General features: G+C 64.8%; 14 protein-coding genes. 12 read left to right on the plus strand and 2 right to left on the minus strand.

The window, feature by feature from the left end; genetic code table 11:
* Positions 1 to 4 precede the first annotated feature (4 nt).
* From sppA to Q1Y33_RS06955, 4 genes are all read left to right on the plus strand, one after another.
* Positions 5 to 1,789, plus strand: a complete 1,785-nt coding sequence (gene sppA, locus Q1Y33_RS06940) for a signal peptide peptidase SppA (protein ID WP_300799015.1) — start codon at positions 5 to 7, stop codon at positions 1,787 to 1,789.
* Between the two features lie 187 nt (positions 1,790 to 1,976).
* The gene (locus Q1Y33_RS06945) at positions 1,977 to 4,469 is read left to right on the plus strand and encodes an ATP-binding protein (protein WP_300799016.1); all 2,493 of its coding nucleotides are present in this window, start codon (positions 1,977 to 1,979) and stop codon (positions 4,467 to 4,469) included.
* Positions 4,470 to 4,548: 79 nt separating this feature from the next.
* Positions 4,549 to 5,907 carry a sigma-54 dependent transcriptional regulator gene (locus Q1Y33_RS06950; RefSeq protein ID WP_300799017.1) on the plus strand — a complete coding sequence of 453 codons (1,359 nt, stop codon included), beginning with the start codon at positions 4,549 to 4,551 and terminating at the stop codon, positions 5,905 to 5,907.
* A 215-nt stretch (positions 5,908 to 6,122) separates the two neighbouring features.
* Positions 6,123 to 6,374, plus strand: a complete 252-nt coding sequence (locus Q1Y33_RS06955) for a hypothetical protein (RefSeq protein ID WP_300799018.1) — start codon at positions 6,123 to 6,125, stop codon at positions 6,372 to 6,374.
* Between the two features lie 153 nt (positions 6,375 to 6,527).
* On the opposite strand, the gene Q1Y33_RS06960 is transcribed toward Q1Y33_RS06955, so the two are convergent.
* Both Q1Y33_RS06960 and Q1Y33_RS06965 read right to left on the minus strand, forming a co-directional pair.
* Positions 6,528 to 7,538: a GNAT family N-acetyltransferase gene (locus tag Q1Y33_RS06960; protein WP_300799019.1), complete on the minus strand. Its 1,011-nt coding sequence runs from the start codon at positions 7,536 to 7,538 to the stop codon at positions 6,528 to 6,530.
* 42 nt (positions 7,539 to 7,580) lie between these two features.
* Positions 7,581 to 8,414, minus strand: coding sequence for an acyltransferase (locus Q1Y33_RS06965; protein ID WP_300799020.1), 834 nt, complete (start codon positions 8,412 to 8,414; stop codon positions 7,581 to 7,583).
* Between the two features lie 90 nt (positions 8,415 to 8,504).
* On the opposite strand from Q1Y33_RS06965, the gene rsmH reads away from it, so the two are divergent.
* Genes rsmH through Q1Y33_RS07005 form a run of 8 tightly spaced genes read left to right on the plus strand, consistent with a single transcriptional unit; the run spans position 8,505 to position 18,113 of the window.
* Positions 8,505 to 9,416 (plus strand): 16S rRNA (cytosine(1402)-N(4))-methyltransferase RsmH, encoded by a 912-nt coding sequence (gene rsmH / locus Q1Y33_RS06970; RefSeq protein ID WP_300799021.1) that lies wholly within the window; start codon positions 8,505 to 8,507, stop codon positions 9,414 to 9,416.
* Positions 9,417 to 9,418: 2 nt separating this feature from the next.
* Entirely contained in the window at positions 9,419 to 9,934 is a 516-nt protein-coding gene (locus Q1Y33_RS06975) for a hypothetical protein (protein ID WP_300799022.1), read from the plus strand.
* 2 nt (positions 9,935 to 9,936) lie between these two features.
* Positions 9,937 to 12,240, plus strand: coding sequence for a penicillin-binding transpeptidase domain-containing protein (locus Q1Y33_RS06980; RefSeq protein ID WP_300799023.1), 2,304 nt, complete (start codon positions 9,937 to 9,939; stop codon positions 12,238 to 12,240).
* A 6-nt stretch (positions 12,241 to 12,246) separates the two neighbouring features.
* Positions 12,247 to 13,713 carry a UDP-N-acetylmuramoyl-L-alanyl-D-glutamate--2,6-diaminopimelate ligase gene (locus Q1Y33_RS06985; protein WP_300799024.1) on the plus strand — a complete coding sequence of 489 codons (1,467 nt, stop codon included), beginning with the start codon at positions 12,247 to 12,249 and terminating at the stop codon, positions 13,711 to 13,713.
* 6 nt (positions 13,714 to 13,719) lie between these two features.
* Positions 13,720 to 14,964, plus strand: coding sequence for a phospho-N-acetylmuramoyl-pentapeptide-transferase (mraY, locus tag Q1Y33_RS06990; protein WP_300799025.1), 1,245 nt, complete (start codon positions 13,720 to 13,722; stop codon positions 14,962 to 14,964).
* Positions 14,965 to 14,979: 15 nt separating this feature from the next.
* Positions 14,980 to 16,329: a UDP-N-acetylmuramoyl-L-alanine--D-glutamate ligase gene (murD, locus tag Q1Y33_RS06995; protein ID WP_300799026.1), complete on the plus strand. Its 1,350-nt coding sequence runs from the start codon at positions 14,980 to 14,982 to the stop codon at positions 16,327 to 16,329.
* Between the two features lie 4 nt (positions 16,330 to 16,333).
* Positions 16,334 to 17,710 (plus strand): FtsW/RodA/SpoVE family cell cycle protein, encoded by a 1,377-nt coding sequence (locus Q1Y33_RS07000; RefSeq protein ID WP_300799027.1) that lies wholly within the window; start codon positions 16,334 to 16,336, stop codon positions 17,708 to 17,710.
* 7 nt (positions 17,711 to 17,717) lie between these two features.
* Positions 17,718 to 18,113: an RNA-binding S4 domain-containing protein gene (locus Q1Y33_RS07005; protein WP_300799028.1), complete on the plus strand. Its 396-nt coding sequence runs from the start codon at positions 17,718 to 17,720 to the stop codon at positions 18,111 to 18,113.
* Positions 18,114 to 18,314 lie beyond the last annotated feature (201 nt).

The raw sequence follows: 18,314 nt of genomic DNA on the forward strand, positions 1-18,314 counted from the left end.
TGTTATGAATTTCATCAAGACTTTTCTTGCCGGACTGCTCGCCTTCGTCGTGGGGTCGGTCGTGGTATTTTTCCTCTGGCTCTTCGCCATTCTGGGGATCATCGGATCGCTCTCGATGGAGAAGCCCGTGACGGTCCTGCCGGAGACGGTGCTGAAGATCGACTTTTCGGAGCTGATCACCGACTCCCCCTCGTCGAACCCCTTTGCGGGCATCGACTTCACGACGATGGAGTCCACGCCGCAACTCCCGCTCTTCCGCGTGCTGCGGACCATCGAGACGGCTGCGGCCGATCCCCGCATCAAGGGTATCTACCTGCGCATGAACGGCCGCGGCGGCGTCACGGGTACGGCGCTGCTCGAGGAGCTGCGCGCGGCGATCGAGGATTTCAGGCAGAGCGGCAAGTTCGTCGTCTCCTACAACGAGGTCTATTCGCAGGGTCAGTACTACCTGGCTACGGCGGCCGACCGCATCTACATGCAGCCCGAAGGCATGATCGACTGGTCGGGACTCTCCTTTAACCTGATGTTCTACAAGGGGCTGCTCGACAAGCTCGACATCAGGGCCGAGGTCTTCCGCCCGACGGTCTGCAGGTACAAGAGCGCCGTGGAGCCCTATATTCTCAACCGGATGTCGGACGCCAACCGCGAGCAGATGCAGGAGCTGGTCAACTCGATGTGGGGGACGATCGCCTCGACGGTGGCCGAAGCCCGGGGTATCGACCTGGCGCAGCTGAACCGGCTGACCGACCGGCTGGAGGTCTCGCTGCCCGAGGAGGCGCTGGAAAACCGCTTCGTGGACGGGCTGCTCTATGAGGACCAGATGAACGATGTCTTCGCCGAACTGGGTGTCGAGGCCGATGCGCAGGGCGAGTACCGCTTCGTGACGCTGGGCGAGTACGCCTCGCAGGTGGGTGCCGACCTGAAGAACCTCTCGGCCGACCAGGTGGCCATCGTCTATGCCGAGGGGCAGATCGTCGACGGCGAGGGCTACGGCATGGAGATTTACGGCAATTCGCTCGCACGGACGATTGCCGGCGTGCGTGCCGACGAGAAGGTCAAGGCCGTCGTGCTGCGCGTCAACTCGCCGGGCGGCAGTGCCCTGGCGTCGGATGTGATCTGGCGCGAGATCGAGCTGCTGCGGGCCGAGAAACCCGTCATCGTGTCAATGGGCTCCTACGCCGCCAGCGGCGGGTACTACATCTCCTGCCCGGCCGACGTGATCGTCGCCGACCGGCTGACGCTGACTGGTTCGATCGGAGTTTTCGGCATGTACCTCGATACGCGCGACGCGCTGAAGAACAAACTGGGCATCACGCTCGACGGCGTGAAGAGCAACACCTCGGCCGGCATGGGACAGCTGGCTCCCCTGACGCCGACCGAACGGGCTACGATCATGCGCGGCGTGGACAAGGTCTATGCGACCTTCACGAACAACGTGGCCGAGGGACGCAACCTTCCGATCGACCGTGTGCTCGAGATTGCCGGCGGCCGCGTATGGTCGGGCGAGGATGCCCTCGAAATCGGTCTCGTGGATGCCTGCGGCGGCCTGAAGATGGCCATCGCACAGGCCGTGGACAAGGCCGGGCTGGGCGACAACTACCGCATCACCGAGGTGCTGGAGACTCCGACGGGATTTGCGGCCCTCTTCTCGTCGTTGAGCGCAAGCATCCGCACCTCGTTCCTGCGTTCCGAGTTGGGCGACATGATGAAGGAGTACAACCGGGTGCGCGAAGCCACGCGCCTGCAGGGTGTGCTGATGTATTCGCCCTGCAAGCTGGAGTTGCAGTAGGAACGCCGGTTGCGGAAAACAGGAAGGCACCCTTCGTAAAAAGGGTGCCTTCCTGTCTGTATCCCTGCCGTCGGAAGGGGTCCGCGGATCGTCCTTTTGCGCCGCTTGCAGCCGGTGGGATGCGGTCCGAACCCCGAAAACGGGATTATTTGTTTGTCCCGGCGCTTACTTTTCGTATCTTTGGAGGGTGAATACACGCAGGAAAGAGTCGAAATTCGTCAAGACGAAGATCGTGGCAGGCTACGCGATCCTGGTCGTCGTCTGCATCCTTTCGGTGGGCTACGTCTACCGGTCGGTGGTCCGTTTTTCGACGCCGGACGAGAACTATGCCCTGTTGCAGGTCAAGCGCCGCGCCGTGAACCAGACCCTCTACCATCTCTACCAGGCCGAGAGCTTCGGCCAGCTGATGATTGCCGGCTACCAGTCCTACGAGGCGCGCTACAAACGCGAGCTGCGGACCGTCGGCGCCTGCATCGACTCGCTGCGGGCCCTCTCCGGGGATGCCGATTCGATCCAGACCCTGCGTCTGGACAGCATCGTGCGCCTGATCGCCGACAAGGAGCAGCGCACGATGAGCCTGTGGCGTTCGATCCGTTCGGGCGGCACGGCCAGCCTGCTCGACAAGAACATCCGCCAGCTGCTCGAATCGGCCGATTCGGCCGGCGATGCCGACACGGCGGTCGTCATGCGCAGCGTCGTGCACTCCGACACGGTCTCCGTGCCGCGGAGCAAGCGCCGTTTCTTCCGGCGGCTGGCCGACCTGTTCAGCCCGCGTGAGGAGGATTCGAGCATCGTGATCTCCCGGCGGGAATTTGTCGGTGCGGTCTCGCCGCAGGCCGTCAAGGATACGATTGCCGTGGTGTTGCGCGCCCTGCAGGACAGCGTCACGAGCGAGCGCATCGGCATCTACGACGAGGCGTGGCGGCAGGGTCAGTTGCTGCGCTACAACAACGAACTGGTCAATGCCAAGATCTACCGCCTGATCATGGACTACGAGGCCGAGGAGACGGATTTCCTCCTGCGGCGCATCGAACGCAACGCCGCGCTGCGGCAGCGCTCGTCGCAGGTGCTGGGCGGCATAGCCACGGCGGCCGTGCTGCTCATGCTCGTCTTCGTGGCGGTGCTGTGGCGCGACATCAACCGCAGCAACCGCTACCGCCGCGAGCTGGAGCGCGCCAACCGCGACAACGAGGCGCTGCTGGCCGCGCGCGAAAAGCTCATGCTGGCCATCACGCACGACATCAAGGCGCCGCTCGGCTCCGTAATGGGCTACATCGACCTGCTTTCGCGCCTGACCGACGGCAAGCGCGAGGAGCTCTACCTGCGCAACATGAAGGAGTCGTCGGAACACCTCTTGCGGCTGGTCAACAGCCTGCTGGACTTCTACCGGCTCGACATCAACAAGATGGAGGTCAATGCCGTGGCGTTCAACTCCGCGCAGCTCTTCGAGACGATCCTCTCGGGATTCGCCGCGCAGGCGGCCGCCAAGGGGCTCGGACTGCATCTCGACGTCGAAAAGTCGGCCTCCGCCGGCGTGACGGGCGACGCGGTGCGCATCCGGCAGATTGCCGAGAACCTGATCTCCAACGCCCTGAAATTTACCGACCGGGGTTCGGTGACGGTGCATGTCGATCTGGACGACGGGCTGCTGATCTTCTCCGTGCGCGACACCGGCCGCGGCATCGGCCGCGAGGAGAAGGAGCGGATTTTCGAGGAGTTTGTGCGGCTGCGCTCGGCACAGGGTGTCGACGGCTTCGGTCTCGGACTGTCGATCGTCGACCGGCTTGTCAAACTGCTCGGAGGCAGGATTTCACTCGAAAGCCGCCTCGGCGAGGGGAGCCGCTTCATCGTCTCGGTGCCGGTCGGTGCGGCGGACGATGCCGGGGCGGAGCAGCCCCGGGCCGAGCCCCTCACCGATGTGCGGGCGGGGCTGCGCGTGCTGCTTGTCGACGACGATCCCCTGCAGCTCGACATGACGGCGGCGATGTGCCGCCGGGCGGGTATCGAGACCGAGAGCTGCGCCTATCCCGAATATGCGGGGCGGATCGTGGCGGAGAGCCGCTTCGATCTGGTGCTGACCGACATTCAGATGCCCTCGGCCGACGGGTTCAGCGTGCTGGACGCCGTACACCGGGTCGATGCGTCGCTGCCCGTCGTCGCGGTCTCGGCCCGCGGGGAGATGCAGCCCGCCGACTTTGCCGCTCGGGGCTTTGCGGCCTGCCTGCGCAAGCCTTTTACCTGCGGCGAACTGCTTGCCGCGATCCGTGCGGCGACGGGCGATGGCAGTGTCGGGGCGGAGGAGTCGCCCTCCGATGCCCGGGAAACGGTGCCCGACAGCCCCGCGTCCGGCGGAGAAGGGGTCGATTTCGGCGCCCTGACGGCCTATGCGGGCGACGATCCGGAGGCGGCGCGGGATATTCTCGTCTCCTTTGCCGAGCAGACCGAAGCCAATGCCGGGGCGCTGCGCCGGGCCCTCGAGACGGACGATGCCGCCGCCCTGAAGGCCGTGGCGCACAAGATGTTGCCCATCTTCACGATGATCGGCGCCGCGGAGGTCGCCGCCGTGCTGCGGCGGGCCGAGCGTTTCGACGGAGTGCCGGACGACCTGTTGAGGCAGGAGCTCCGTGCGGCGCTCGAACGCATCGACGGAATCGCCGCCGCCGCCCGCAGCAGCTGCTGATCCCGCCCGGGTGCGCCGTGAAGCGCCTTTTTCCCTCGGACTTGGATATGCCGACGGCTTTTCCTATCTTTGTGACGTTATGGAACGGATACTGATCGTAGACGACGACATCACCTTCGCGTTGATGCTGCGCACGTGGCTTTCGAAACGGGGCTTCGACGTGGCGACGGTCGGCAGCGTGGGTGCTGCCCGCACGGCGCTCGAGAAGCAGGAGTATGCCCTCGTGTTGAGCGACATGCGCCTTCCGGACGAGGACGGCATCGCCCTGCTCCAGTGGCTTGTCGGCCGCGGGCGGCGCGAGCGGGTGATCGTCATGACGGGTTACGCCGAGATTCAGAATGCCGTGCGCAGCATGAAGCTCGGGGCCTGCGACTACGTGGCCAAGCCGGTCAATCCCGACGAACTGCTCAAGAAGATCCGCGAGGCGATCGACTCGCCCGAAGCGGCCGCCGGAGCCCCGGCGGCATCCGCTCCCGCGGAGAAGAAAAACTCCCGGAGCGCAAAGGCCGGAACGGAGATACCCAATTATATCGAAGGCCACAGCGACGTGTCGCGGCGGCTGTATGAATACGTGCGGCTCGTGGCGCCGACCAACATGTCGGTGCTGGTCAACGGCGCCAGCGGCACGGGCAAGGAGCATGTCGCGCAGCTCATCCACCGCAGCAGCAAGCGGGCCGGCAAGCCCTTTGTGGCGGTCGACTGCGGGGCTATTCCGCGCGAGCTGGCCGCATCGGAGTTCTTCGGCCATGTCAAGGGCTCCTTCACCGGGGCGTTGAGCGACAAGACGGGCGCCTTCGAGGCCGCGAACGGCGGTACGCTCTTCCTGGACGAGGTGGGCAACCTCACCTATGAGACGCAGGTGCAGCTGCTGCGCGCCCTGCAGGAGCGGCGCATCCGCCCCGTGGGCAGCACGCGCGAGATTCCGGTCGACATCCGCCTCGTGGCGGCGACGAACGAGGACCTCGAGGCCGCCATCGCCCGCGGCACGTTCCGCGCCGACCTCTACCACCGGATCAACGAGTTCACCCTGCGCATGCCCTGCCTGCGCGAGATGCCCGAGGATATCCTGCTCTTTGCCGACTTCTTCCTCGACCAGGCCAACCGCGAGCTGGACAAGCACCTCGTGGGCTTCGACGCCGCGGCCGCCGCAGCCCTCACGCGCTACGACTGGCCGGGCAACCTGCGCCAGCTGAAAAATGTCGTCATGTCGGCGACGCTCCTTGCGCAGGACGAATACGTCACCTGCCGCGAACTTCCGGCCGAGATCGCCGGAAACACTGCACCCTCCACCCTCTCGCTGCGCGACCCCGCCGGCGAGGAGGAGCAGATACGCCGTGCCCTCGCCGCGGCGGGCGGCAACAAGTCGCAGGCCGCGAAACTGCTCGGCATCGACCGCAAGACGCTCTACAACAAGCTGCACCTCTACGGCATCGAATAGACGGACCGGTGTGGAAAAAATCCACATTCCACACTGTCGTTCCACACTTTTCCACAAGGTGCCGGATTACGGGTTTCGTATATATTGCTTTGACAGACAGCATATTGTCATAATTCTGCCGCTGTGGCACAAGGCTTGGACTTTCAGGAAGCGAAGGCGGTTGCGAAAGTGACCGGCTCCGAAAAAAGGATGTTTAACCTTAAAATTTGAAAGCCATGAAAAAGAGAGTTGTGATGATGGCGGCGCTGATGATGATGGCAGGAGGTATGACATATGCCCAGCAGCCCGAGACGACGGAACCGGCCGGACAGGAGGTTTCCGTACAGGCGCCCGAAGCGGCATCGGATGAAACGACAAAGGAGGAGAAGGCCGGAAAGGATGGTGAAAGCAAGGGAGATTGCACCGATGAGAAGTGCGGCACGGCCGACTCCTCCTCTTCTGATACGACGCAACAGACGGACGAATGACGTTCCGCCGGTCACCGTCGGTGATTTTTTAGTTAAACAATTGTTTGCCTGGACTCCGCCCCGTGCGGAGTTTTTTTGTGCCCCCGCCGTCCGGCTTCCGTCGTCCGGCCTGCGCGGCACGTGCTTCGCGGGCGGGCAAAAAAAAGGAACGGTCTACGGCCGTTCCCTGCGTTTCATGCTGCGTTCGCTCTTGATCCGTTCGAGGTGTTCGCGCAGCCGCTCGCCGAACTCTTCGCGGCGGTGCTTGAGGTTGGCACGCCACCCTTTCCAGCGGGTGTAGCGCTGCCGTTTCTCGGGATAGATGTCGCGGATCGTCACCAGGATGCCCGTCTCCTCCACCCCGCCGAAATCGGGGTTCGAAACGGTGTCGAAGACCCGCATCGTGGGCGAGAGGTTCATGTAGGCGTTGATCAGCGGCGGGATGTTCTCGTTGAACTCCCGGATCTTCTGGATCAGGATATGGTAGTTGTCCATGTAGGTTTCGCCGTTGAAGAGCTCCTCGTAGTAGGGGTCGTCCAGATCGAGCTGCAGCGGACGGATGCCCTCGACCAGCCCCTCGCGGTCGGGGAAGTAGCGGCGCAGGAACCAGATCAGGGCGTTGCGCGCCACGGACTTGTAGGTCGTGTACATGGTGACCTTGCCGAAGAGGTATTTCGAGCGGGGGCTCAACACGATTAGGGCGCCGATGCCGTCCCAGAGGTTGTCGAGCGCATAGATGCTCTTGACGTTGCCGCGGGCCTGGTAGGCGCGCTGCACGAACGAGCGGCCCAGTTCGATCGTATGGGGCAGGTATTTGCGGCGGAAACGGTCGCTGAAGCGGAAGTAGTGCTCGGTCGAGAGGTGGCGCGGGTTCGGTGTCGTGCAGACGATGAACCGGTAGCCGCCCACGATCTGTTCGGCGGCGGGGTCCCAGACGATGAGCTGGTAGTAGCCGTCGCCGGCCGTATCCTCTTCGTCGATGTCGACCTCTTCGCCCGTGCCGCCTCCGGCGCCGCGGAAGGCCTCCTCGCGTAGGCGGCCCACCTCGCGCATGAGCGACGGGCATTCCGCCGCCGAGAAGACGTAGATTTCGTTGCCGGCCTTGTTCGTATCGCGGACCTTGCGCTCGGGTGTGAGTTCCGCACGGAGCAGTTCCCTGTCAACGGGCGGGATGATGGGTTTCATAACGGTAGCTTGCATGTCTCTTGAGACAAAAATAGGGCTTTTTTAGCGCTTTTTTGTCCTGTCGGAGAGCTTTTTTTCCAAAAAATAGGCCTTTTTGCGTACATATTCGGCCTGCTCGCGCAGCGAACCGCTCGCCTGGAGCTCCGCAACCGGGATCGGGTCGCCGACGATGATGCGGAAATGCTTGCCCTTCTGCGAGAACATCTCGTCGGGAAGCCACAGCATCTCGATGTTGAACTTGATGCCCAGGGCCTTTCGCAACCGGTCCACCCGGTAAAAAAAGTTCGAGAGCCGCCCCTCGACGAAAACCGGGACGATCTGCCGCTGCGAGGCGTAGGCTTTTTTCAGGAAGTTGATCTTCCACTCGGGGTCGGTCACGCGGCCGTCGATGCGGCGCGAGCAGAGCCCGGCCGGGAAGGTCAGGATCTGCCGTTCGCCGAAAAACTCGTCCTCCATCTTGCGGGCGTAGGCCGCGTTCTGCGCACCGTGCTTGTTGACCGGAATCCAGAGCGGCTGGAGCGGTTCGACGTACATCAGCAGGTCGTTGACTACCACGCGCACGTCGCCGAAGCGGTCGATGAGCTTGTCGGCCAGCATCATGCCGTCCATGCCGCCGAAGGGGTGGTTCGAGACGAAGAGGTAGCGGCCCGCGGGGTCGAGCCCCTCGAGCCCCTCGATCGAGTAGCTCACCTGCCACTGGCTGAAGCAGGCGCGGATGAACTCCTGCGGCGGGAGCGACCAGTAGTGTTGCAGGATGTAGTTGATCTCCTTTTCGTGGATCGTGCGGCGCAGCCACCCTACCGCCGGCCGGGGAATCCAGCGGGCCAGTCGGGGTGCCTTGGCTTTCAGTACGGCGCCGATGTCTATCTGGGGCATGGGAACGTGCGGAAAAAAATTTATAACGACAAATATAGGTATTCTTTTTCGAAAAAACGCTAACTTTACGCCCAAATCGACTTTATCCGAATGACAGCACCCGAATACCATGTTCCCGTCCTGCTCGGGGAGTCCGTGGAGCTGCTGGGAGTGCGTCCCGACGGGGTCTACGCCGACCTGACGTTCGGCGGCGGCGGCCACTCGCGGCGGATTCTCTCGCTGCTCGGTCCCGAAGGGCGTCTCTACGGCTTCGACCAGGATGCCGATACGCGCGCGAACTGTCCCGACGACCCCCGTTTCTGTTACGTGGAGAGCAATTTCCGCTTTCTGCGCGGGGCGCTGCGCCTGCGGGGCGTGCGGCAGGTGGACGGCATTCTGGCCGATCTGGGTGTCTCGTCGCACCACTTCGACGCCGTGGAGCGGGGCTTCTCGTTCCGCGGCGAGGCGCCGCTCGACATGCGCATGAACCGGCGCGGACGGCTGACGGCCGCCGACGTGGTCAACGGTTACACGGCCGAGGAGTTGACGCGCGTCGTGGGCGACTGGGGCGAGGTGGAGACCCCGTGGAAGGTGGCCGGATGCCTCGTGCGGGCGCGCGCCGCGGCGCCGATCACGACGACGGCGCAGCTGGTTGCCGCCGTGCAGCCCTGCACGCCGAAACGCGATGGAGCGAAGTTCCTGACCAAGCTCTTCCAGGCGCTGCGCATCGAGGTCAACGGCGAGATGGAGGCGCTGAAGATGGCCCTCGAGCAGAGCCTCAAGGTGCTGCGGCCCGGCGGGCGGCTGGTGGTCATCTCCTACCACTCGCTCGAGGACCGGCTGGTGAAGAACTTTCTGCGCAGCGGCAACTTCACCGGGGTGGTAGAGAAGGATTTTTATGGACGGACACAGGAGCCGTTCACGATATTGACGCGCAAGGCCGTGGTTCCCGCGGCCGAAGAGCTGGAGCGCAACCCCCGGTCGCGCTCGGCCAGGCTGCGCGCCGCACTGAAAAACGGATGATCATGCTGCCCGACCACGAATTCGATCCCGTCTCCCCCGAGGAGCAGGCGCGGCGTGAGGCCGAGGCCGAACTGGCCCGCCGCATCCGGCGCGAGGTGCGCCGCATGGAGCGGGGCGAGGCCGACGACGACCTGCGCGAGGACGAGGAGTGGGAGGCCGCCGAACGCGAAGCCGAGGAGGAGCGCCGCCGCAAGGCCGAACGCCGCGCGTCGAGCACCCTCTGGCAGCTGGTCTCGGGTACGATTCTGCTGCGCCGGGGTGTCTCGCAGTACTACCCCTACATGGGCTGCATCGCCGGGATGTTCCTGTTGAGCATCATGGCGATGTTCTGGTCGCTGCATCTGGACATGAAGTACGCGCGGCTCGAACGCGAGGTGCAGGTGCTGCGCGAGCGCTCGATCCGCCTTGAGGAGCAGCGTTTCGACCGCACGACCCATTCGGCCGTCGTCGAGGAGCTGCGCCGCCGTGGCATCGAACTCATCGATCCGCCCGCCCCGGGTGAAATCATCGACAACTGAACATGAAACGCGAACCTTCGAAGATCAAGAGCGACATCCTGCTGCGGGTGCGGCTGCTTTACGTGCTGTTCATCCTCGCGGGCGGCGTCGTGCTCCTGCGGCTGGTGTGGGTGCAGCTCTTCAGCGGCGAAGTGGCCTACAACGCCGCGCGCCTCTCGAACCGCATCTTCACTGAGGAGGTGATCCCCGCGCGCCGGGGCGCGATCCTCTCGCGAGACGGCGAACCGCTCGCCGTCTCGATCTTCCGCTACCAGGCGGCCTTCGACTTCGCGTCCGACGGCCTGGCCGACACGAAGCGGTTTCGCGAGCAGAGCGACTCGCTCGCCAAGCTCCTTTCGGCCTACTTCAAGGACCGTTCCGCCGCGGAGTACGCCCGGTTTTTCCGGGAGAAGCAGAGCCACGCCCGCAACACCTACCGCCTGACCAACGAACGCGACACGACCTTCTACCGGTCGGAGGGGCTTTTCGCACGGCTTGTGGACTGGATCCGCGGCGATGCGACCGTCACCAAACGCATCTACGACACGATCCGCGACCACCGGCTCGTCAACATCTTTCCCCGCGAGGTGGACTATGCCGAGTGGCAGACGCTGCGCCGCTATCCGCTGCTGAACTGGAACATGGGCATGGTCTACCGCCTTGTCGAGCGCGACGACCGCGTCTATCCGCAGGGCGGGCTGGCGCGCCGCACGATCGGCGACAAGGGCTATTACGGACGTCCCGACAGCAAGGGCGACACGCTCTTCGGCAACTACGGCATCGAGGACAGCTACCGCCGCGAACTCTCCGGACGCGACGGCTTCGCCGTGCGGCAGCGCATCGCCCGCGGCTTCTACGGCCGGGTGGCCGGGGCCGGGCACGAGGAGCCCGAGGACGGGCTGAACGTGGTGACGACGCTCGACCTGGATATTCAGGATGTGGCCGACAGGGCGCTGCGGAGCCAGCTCGAGCGGCAGAACGCCACGTGGGGCACGACCATCGTCATGGAGACCCGCACGGGCGAGATTCTCGCCCTGGCGAACCTCGGGCGCAACGGCGACGGCAGCTACTCCGAACGCGAGAACTACGCGCTGGGCCGCTGCATGGAGCCGGGTTCGACCTTCAAGCTGGCGTCGATGCTGCTGCTGCTCGACGACGCGCACATGTCGCCCGAGACGACCTACGACGTGCACAACGGCGACCCGGTCAAGATCGGTCCCGCGACGAACATCCGCGACTCGCACCGCGGCGACCACGTCATCGACTTCCGGCAGGCCGTGGCCGCCTCGTCGAACGTCTACTTTGCCGAGGCGGTCTGGGACCGCTACGGCGCCACGGGCAGGAAGTTCGACTACAGCCGCTTCCTGCACGAGCAGCTCCACCTGGGCGAGACCGTCGGGCTGGAGCGCCTCGGCGAGCGGGCGCCCGAGATCACCCGCGACTGGAAGGTCGCCGACCCCGGCGTGATGCTCGTGAAGATGGCCTACGGCTACCGCGTGAAGCTGGCGCCGATCCAGATGATCACCTTCTACAACGCCATCGCCAACGGCGGGCGGATGATCTCGCCGGTGCTGATCCGCGAACTGCGGCGCGGCGACCGCGTCGAGGAGCGTTTCGAGAGCCGCACGATCGCCTCGTCGATCTGCTCGCGGTCGACGCTGCGCGAGGTGACCCGCTGCCTCCAGGCGGTCTGCACGCGGGGTACGGCGAGCGCCTTCTTCCGCGACACGACGCACGTGCGCGTCGCCGCGAAGACCGGTACGGCGCAGATCACCGAGCCGCGCAAGGAGCCCGGGCGCCACTATCTGGGTTCGATGATCGCCTTCTTCCCGGCCGACGAACCCCGCTATACGGTACTGACCACCATCGAGACGCGCGCGCAGGCCGGCAAGGCCTACTACGGCGGTCCGCTGGCGGGGCCGGTCGTCAAGCGTGTGGTGGACTACATCTACAATTGCGGGCAGGAGTGGTACGGGCGTGTCGAACAGCAGGGCCCGCGCCGCTACCCCGAACGGATCAAGGGCGGAGAGATCGCCCAGATACGCCGTGTGGCGGGACGCTTCTCGCCCGACGTCAGCTACGACGAGCGCACGGGCTGGGGCCGCGTGACGGTGGACAGCCTCTCCGAGGTGACGATCGCCTCGCTGCCCGACCGGCGGGACGTGATGCCCGACGTGCGGGGCATGGGGCTGAAGGATGCCCTCTTCCTGCTCGAGAGCCGCGGGCTGCATGTCCGCTTCACGGGCGAGGGGGCCGTAACAAGACAGAGTATCGCCGCCGGGCAGCGCATCTCGCCCGGAGCGACGGTCAGCATAACATTGAATTGACAGAGAATGAAAAAGTTATCCGAACTTCTCGAAAATACGCCCGTCGAGGCGACATGGGGCGATACGCAGGTCGCCGTCGGGTCGCTCGTCTACGATTCGCGGGCCGCGGCGGCGGGCTGCTGCTTCTTCGCCGTGCCGGGCACGCAGTGCGACGGCCACGCCTTCATCTCCGCGGCCGTCACGGCGGGAGCCGCGGCGGTGGTCTGCGAGCGCCTGCCCGAGGAGCGCCCTGCGGGGGTGACCTTTGTCGTCGTGAAGGATTCGCAGGGGGCGATGGCCGACATGGCCGCGGCCTTCTACGACCATCCGAGCCGCGAGCTGAAGCTCGTCGGCATCACTGGTACGAACGGCAAGACCACGACCGTGACGCTGCTCTTCGACCTGGTGCGGGCGATGGGCTACCGTGCGGGGCTCATCTCGACGGTGGTCTACCGCATCGAGGAGCGCACGCTGCCGGCGACCCACACGACGCCCGACTCGATCCGCCTGAACGCCCTGATGCGCGAGATGGCCGACGCCGGGTGCGAATACTGCTTCATGGAGTGCTCGTCGCACGCCATCGTGCAGGAGCGCACGCGGGGCCTCGACTTCGCGGGCGGCATCTTCTCGAACATCACGCACGACCACCTCGACTACCACAAGACCTTTGCCGAGTACATCCGGGCCAAAAAGCTCTTCTTCGACCACCTGCCCGCCGGGGCCTTCGCGCTGACGAACACGGACGACCGCAACGGCCGCGTCATGGTGCAGAACACCCGCGCCGAGGTGCACACCTACTCGCTGCGTGCGATGGCCGACTTCCGCTGCCGGATCGTCGAGATGCACCTCGACGGCATGCTGCTGCGCCTCGACGGGCGCGAGCTGTGGGTCGGGCTGCTCGGGCGCTTCAACGCCTACAACCTGACGGCCGTCTACGGCGCCGCCGTACTGCTGGGGCTCGACCGCGACGAGGTGCTGCGCGTATTGAGCACGCTGCACGCCGTGAGCGGCCGCTTCGAGGTCATCCGTGCGTCGAACGGCACGACGGCCGTGGTGGACTACGCCCATACGCCCGATGCGCTGGAGAACGTCATCCAGACGATCGAGGAGCTGCGCACGCCGCAGCAACAGCTGCTGGTGGTGTGCGGCTGCGGCGGCGACCGCGACCGCACGAAGCGCCCCGAGATGGCGCAGATCGCCGTGAAGTACGCCGCGACGGCGATCTTCACCTCGGACAACCCGCGCCACGAGAATCCCGAGGCGATCCTCGACGAGATGGTCGCCGGGCTGGAGCCCGGGGCGCGCTACCTGCGCCTGGCCGACCGCGCCGAGGCGATCCGCACGGCCGTCCTGCTCGCACGGCCCGGCGACGTGATCCTCATCGCCGGCAAAGGGCACGAGACCTACCAGATCGTCGGTGACGTGAAGCACCACTTCGACGACCGCGAGGAGGTGCGCCGCAATTTCGAATCCTACATTGAAAACAAACGATAGACATCCATGTTGTATCATCTTTTCCGTTATCTGGACGAGGCCTACGACTTTCCCGGGTCGGGCATGTTCCAGTACATCTCGTTCCGTGCGGCGGCGGCGATCATCCTCGCGCTGCTGATCGTCATCATCTTCGGCCGCACGATCATCGACTTCCTGCGCCGCAAGCAGATCGGCGAGGAGATCCGCGACCTCGGCCTCGAGGGGCAGCTGCAGAAGCGCGGCACCCCGACGATGGGCGGCGTCATCATCCTGATTGCCATTCTCATCCCGACGCTGCTGTTCGGGCGCCTGGACAACGTCTACGTGCAGCTGATGCTCGTCTCGACCGTCTGGCTGGGGCTGATCGGCGGGCTGGACGACTACATCAAGGTCTTCCGCCACCGCAAGGAGGGGCTCAAGGGACGCTTCAAGATCGTCGGGCAGGTCGGCCTGGGCATCATCGTCGGCACGACGATGTGGCTCTCGGGCGACATCGTCGTGCGCGAGAAGACCACGCAGCCCGTCGAGACGGTCTACTACGACGCCGACGGCACGGTCGTGCAGACCGTGCAGCGCAACGTGCTGATCGACTCCGAGAGCACGAAGACCACCAAGACGACCATCCCCTTCGTCAAGAACAACGAGTTCGACTACGGCTGGCTCACGGGCGGCGACAACATCCTGATGTGGCTGCTCTACGTGCTGGTGGCGATCTTCGTCGTCACGGCCGTGTCGAACGGCGCCAACCTCACGGACGGCCTCGACGGCCTGGCCACGGGCGTCTCGGTGCCGATTGTCGCCGTGCTGGGCGTGCTGGCCTACCTCTCGGGACACATCGTCTACGCCGACTACCTCAACATCATGTACATCCCGCAGAGCGGCGAACTGGTCGTCTTTGCCGCGGCGTTCGTCGGGGCCCTCGTCGGCTTCCTCTGGTACAACTCCTTCCCGGCGCAGATATTCATGGGCGACACGGGCTCGCTGGCCATCGGCGGCGTGATAGCCGTCTTCGCCCTCTGCATCCGCAAGGAGCTGCTGCTGCCGCTGCTCTGCGGCGTCTTCCTCTACGAGAGCTGCTCGGTGATGCTGCAGGTCAGCTACTTCAAGTACACGCGCCGCAAGTACGGCGAGGGGCGGCGCCTGCTGCTCATGGCCCCGGTGCACCACCACTACCAGAAGAAGGGCCTCTTCGAGACGAAGATCGTCACGCGCTTCTGGATCATTTCGCTGCTGCTGGCAGCCATCACGCTCGTCACGCTGAAGATACGATAAAAGGGAGATACACGTATGAAAAAGATCGTCGTACTGGGCGGCGGAATCAGCGGCTACGGCTCCGCGATCCTCGCCAAAAAGAAGGGTTTTGACGTCCTGCTCTCCGATGCGGGACACATTGCCGAGCGCTTCCGCGCGCGTCTCGACGAGTGGCAGGTCCCCTACGAGGAGGGCGGCCACAGCGAGGAGCGCATCCTGCAGGCCTCGGAGGTCATCAAGTCGCCCGGCATTCCCGACACGGCGCCCATCGTGCGGCGCATCCGCGAGCGGGGCATTCCGGTGATCTCCGAAATGGAGTTCGCGGGCCGCTACATGGGCCGTGCGCGCTGCATCTGCATCACCGGCTCGAACGGCAAGACCACCACGACGTCGCTCATCTACAAGATCATGCGCGACGCCGGGATGAACGTCGCCCTGGGCGGCAACATCGGCGAGAGCTTCGCCTACAGCGTCGCCACGGGCGACTACGACTGGTACGTGCTCGAGTTGAGCTCGTTCCAACTCGACGGCATGTTCCGCTTCCGGGCCCACATCGGCGTGCTGATGAACATCACGCCCGACCACCTGGACCGCTACGACCACTGCTTCCAGAACTACGTCGACGCCAAGATGCGCATCACGCAGAACCAGACCTCGCGCGACTGGTTCGTCTACTCGGGCGACGACGAGGTGATCTGGCGCGAGCTGCCCAAATACGACCTGCGGGTGCGGCAGCTGCCCTTCGCGGCGAAGAACGCCGTGGCGAGCGCCGCGGGCGACGCCTTCCTGCTGGACGGGAGCTTCACGGCGGCCGTGGGCGACCGCTCGGTTGAGATCGACACGTCGAAACTGCAAATCAAGGGGCTGCATAACGCCTACAACGCCATGGCGGCGGCGCTGGCAACCCTCGCCGCGGGTGTCGACCCCGAATCGGTGCGCCGCTCGCTCTACGGCTTCGCGCCGGTGGAGCACCGCCTCGAACCCGTCGCCGAGCGCGGCGGCGTGCTGTGGATCAACGACTCGAAGGCGACGAACGTCGATTCGGTCTACTATGCGTTGGAGAGCATGACGCGCCCCGTGGTGTGGATCGCCGGCGGCACGGACAAGGGCAACGACTACACGCCGCTCAAGGAGTTCGCCCGGGCGAAGGTCCATACGCTGGTCTGCATGGGGCTCGACAACGAGAAGCTCGTGCGCGAGTTCACGGGCGTGGTGCCCGAGGTCGTGTCGACCTCGTCGCTTGACGAGGCGATGACGGCGGCCAAACGGGCGGCCCGCAGCGGCGACGCCGTGCTGCTGTCGCCCGCCTGCGCGAGCTTCGACCTCTTCCGCAACTACGAGAACCGCGGCGAACTCTTCAAGGCGTGGGTAACGGAAAAGGCGTGATGCGATGAACGACGACCCGCGTACATACCCCCGTGCCGAAGGGGCGGATCGGACGGACGATGCGGCTGCAGCCGGAACCCGCCGCACGCGCACGTTGCGCACCGGAGCCTTCGATGCGGCCCGGACGCAGGCGCCCGGGGCCGACGCCACGCATCCGCACCGGCGGCTCTTCTCGGGCGACCGCGTGCTGTGGATCATCATCGTCGTGCTGTCGGTGATCTCCGTGCTGGTGGTCTACTCGTCGACGGCCAAGATGGCCTACGACGCCCACACCGTGCGGTCGACCTCCCATTTCCTCCAGCAGCAGGTGATGATCCTCGTCGTGAGCCTCGGCATCATGGTCTTCGTGCACAAGATCGACTGCCGCATCTACAACTACTTCACCCGCCCGGTCTACTTCCTCTCGCTGCTGCTCACCGTGGCCGTCTACTTCATCGGCGCCACGACCAACGGCGCGGCGCGCTGGATACCCCTCGGCCCCTTCCAGTTCCAGCCCTCCGAGGCGCTGAAGGTCGCCACGGTGCTCTTCCTTGCGCAGCAGCTCGCCGGACGCCAGTCGAAGATCGACCGCATCCGCATCGTCCCCTCGCTGCGCTTCTGGACGTGGCGCTCGTCGCCCGAGCAGCGGCGCATCTGGCGCGAGGGCACGTGGCCCATCCTTATGCCGATGATCGCCTCCTGTCTGGTGATCTTCCCGGCCCACACCTCGTCGGCCGTGCTGGTCTTCGCCGCCTCGTGGGTCATGATGCTCATCGGGCGCGTGCGGTTCCGCGAGCTGATGAAACTCCTGGGGCTGGCCGCTGCGGGCGTCGTGCTCATCGTGACCCTCAACCTCGGGCGCAGCGAGACGGCCGAGGGACGTATGGCGACCTGGATACACCTCTGGACCCAGTCGCAGCGCGACAAGCCCGTCGAACACCTCTCCGACACCGAACGTTCGATGATCGCCATCCACAACGGCGGTCTGCTCGGCGAAGGGGCCGGACAGAGCGCCATGCGCGTGGAGATGATCCACCCCGAGAGCGACTATGCCTATGCCTTCTTCGTTGAGGAGTACGGCATCGTGCTGGCCGTGGTGCTGCTGGTGCTCTACCTGTGGATCTTCTTCCGGGCGATCGAGATTTTCCGCCGCTGCGGCACGGCCTTCCCGGGGCTGCTGGTGCTGGGGCTTGCGCTGCTCATCACCTGTCAGGCGCTGCTGCACATCATGGTCACCGTAAACCTCATCCCCGAGACGGGGCAGACCCTGCCGCTCATCTCGCGCGGCGGCTCCTCGGTGCTCTTCACCTCCGTGGCGCTGGGCATGATTCTGGGTGTCAGCCGCCAGAACGACGAGCAGTCGCACGACCGGCCCCGCAGCGAATCGTTGTACGAAAAATAGACGCTTTATGGACGAAGTAAGACTCGACAAATACCTCTGGGCCGTGCGGGTGTTCAAGACCCGCAGCGACGCCGCGGAGGCCATCCGCAACAACAAGGTCACGGTCAACGACTCCTACGCCAAGCCCTCGCGCGAGGTGAAGATCGGCGACCGCATCAGCGTGCGCCGGCAGGCGGTGACCTACTCCTACAAGGTGCTCGACCTGGTGTCGAGCCGCCAGCCGGCCAAAAACGTCCCGGCCTACTGCCTCGACATCACGCCGCAGGAGGAGCTCGACAAGCTCAACGTGCCGCGCGAGACGATCTTCGTCTTCCGCGACCGCGGCACGGGGCGCCCGACGAAGAAGGAGCGCCGCGAGCTGGACGACCTGATGGAGGCGGTCCTCTACGACGACGAGGAGTAGCCGCATCACTCTCCCACCCCGTCTATGTCGTGCCCCGGAATCGCGGTTCCGGGGCCTGTTTTTTGGTAATGATGCCAAAATTGGTTGGAGATATAAAATGTAACCGACTTAATATTTGGCAGTTAGGAGGATAAAACAGAGATTAGTAGAAACCGGTTTCTACTAATCTCTGTTTTTATGTCAAAAAAACGAAAAAAACGA

Source organism: uncultured Alistipes sp. (genome assembly GCF_949296715.1).
Lineage (GTDB): Bacteria > Bacteroidota > Bacteroidia > Bacteroidales > Rikenellaceae > Alistipes.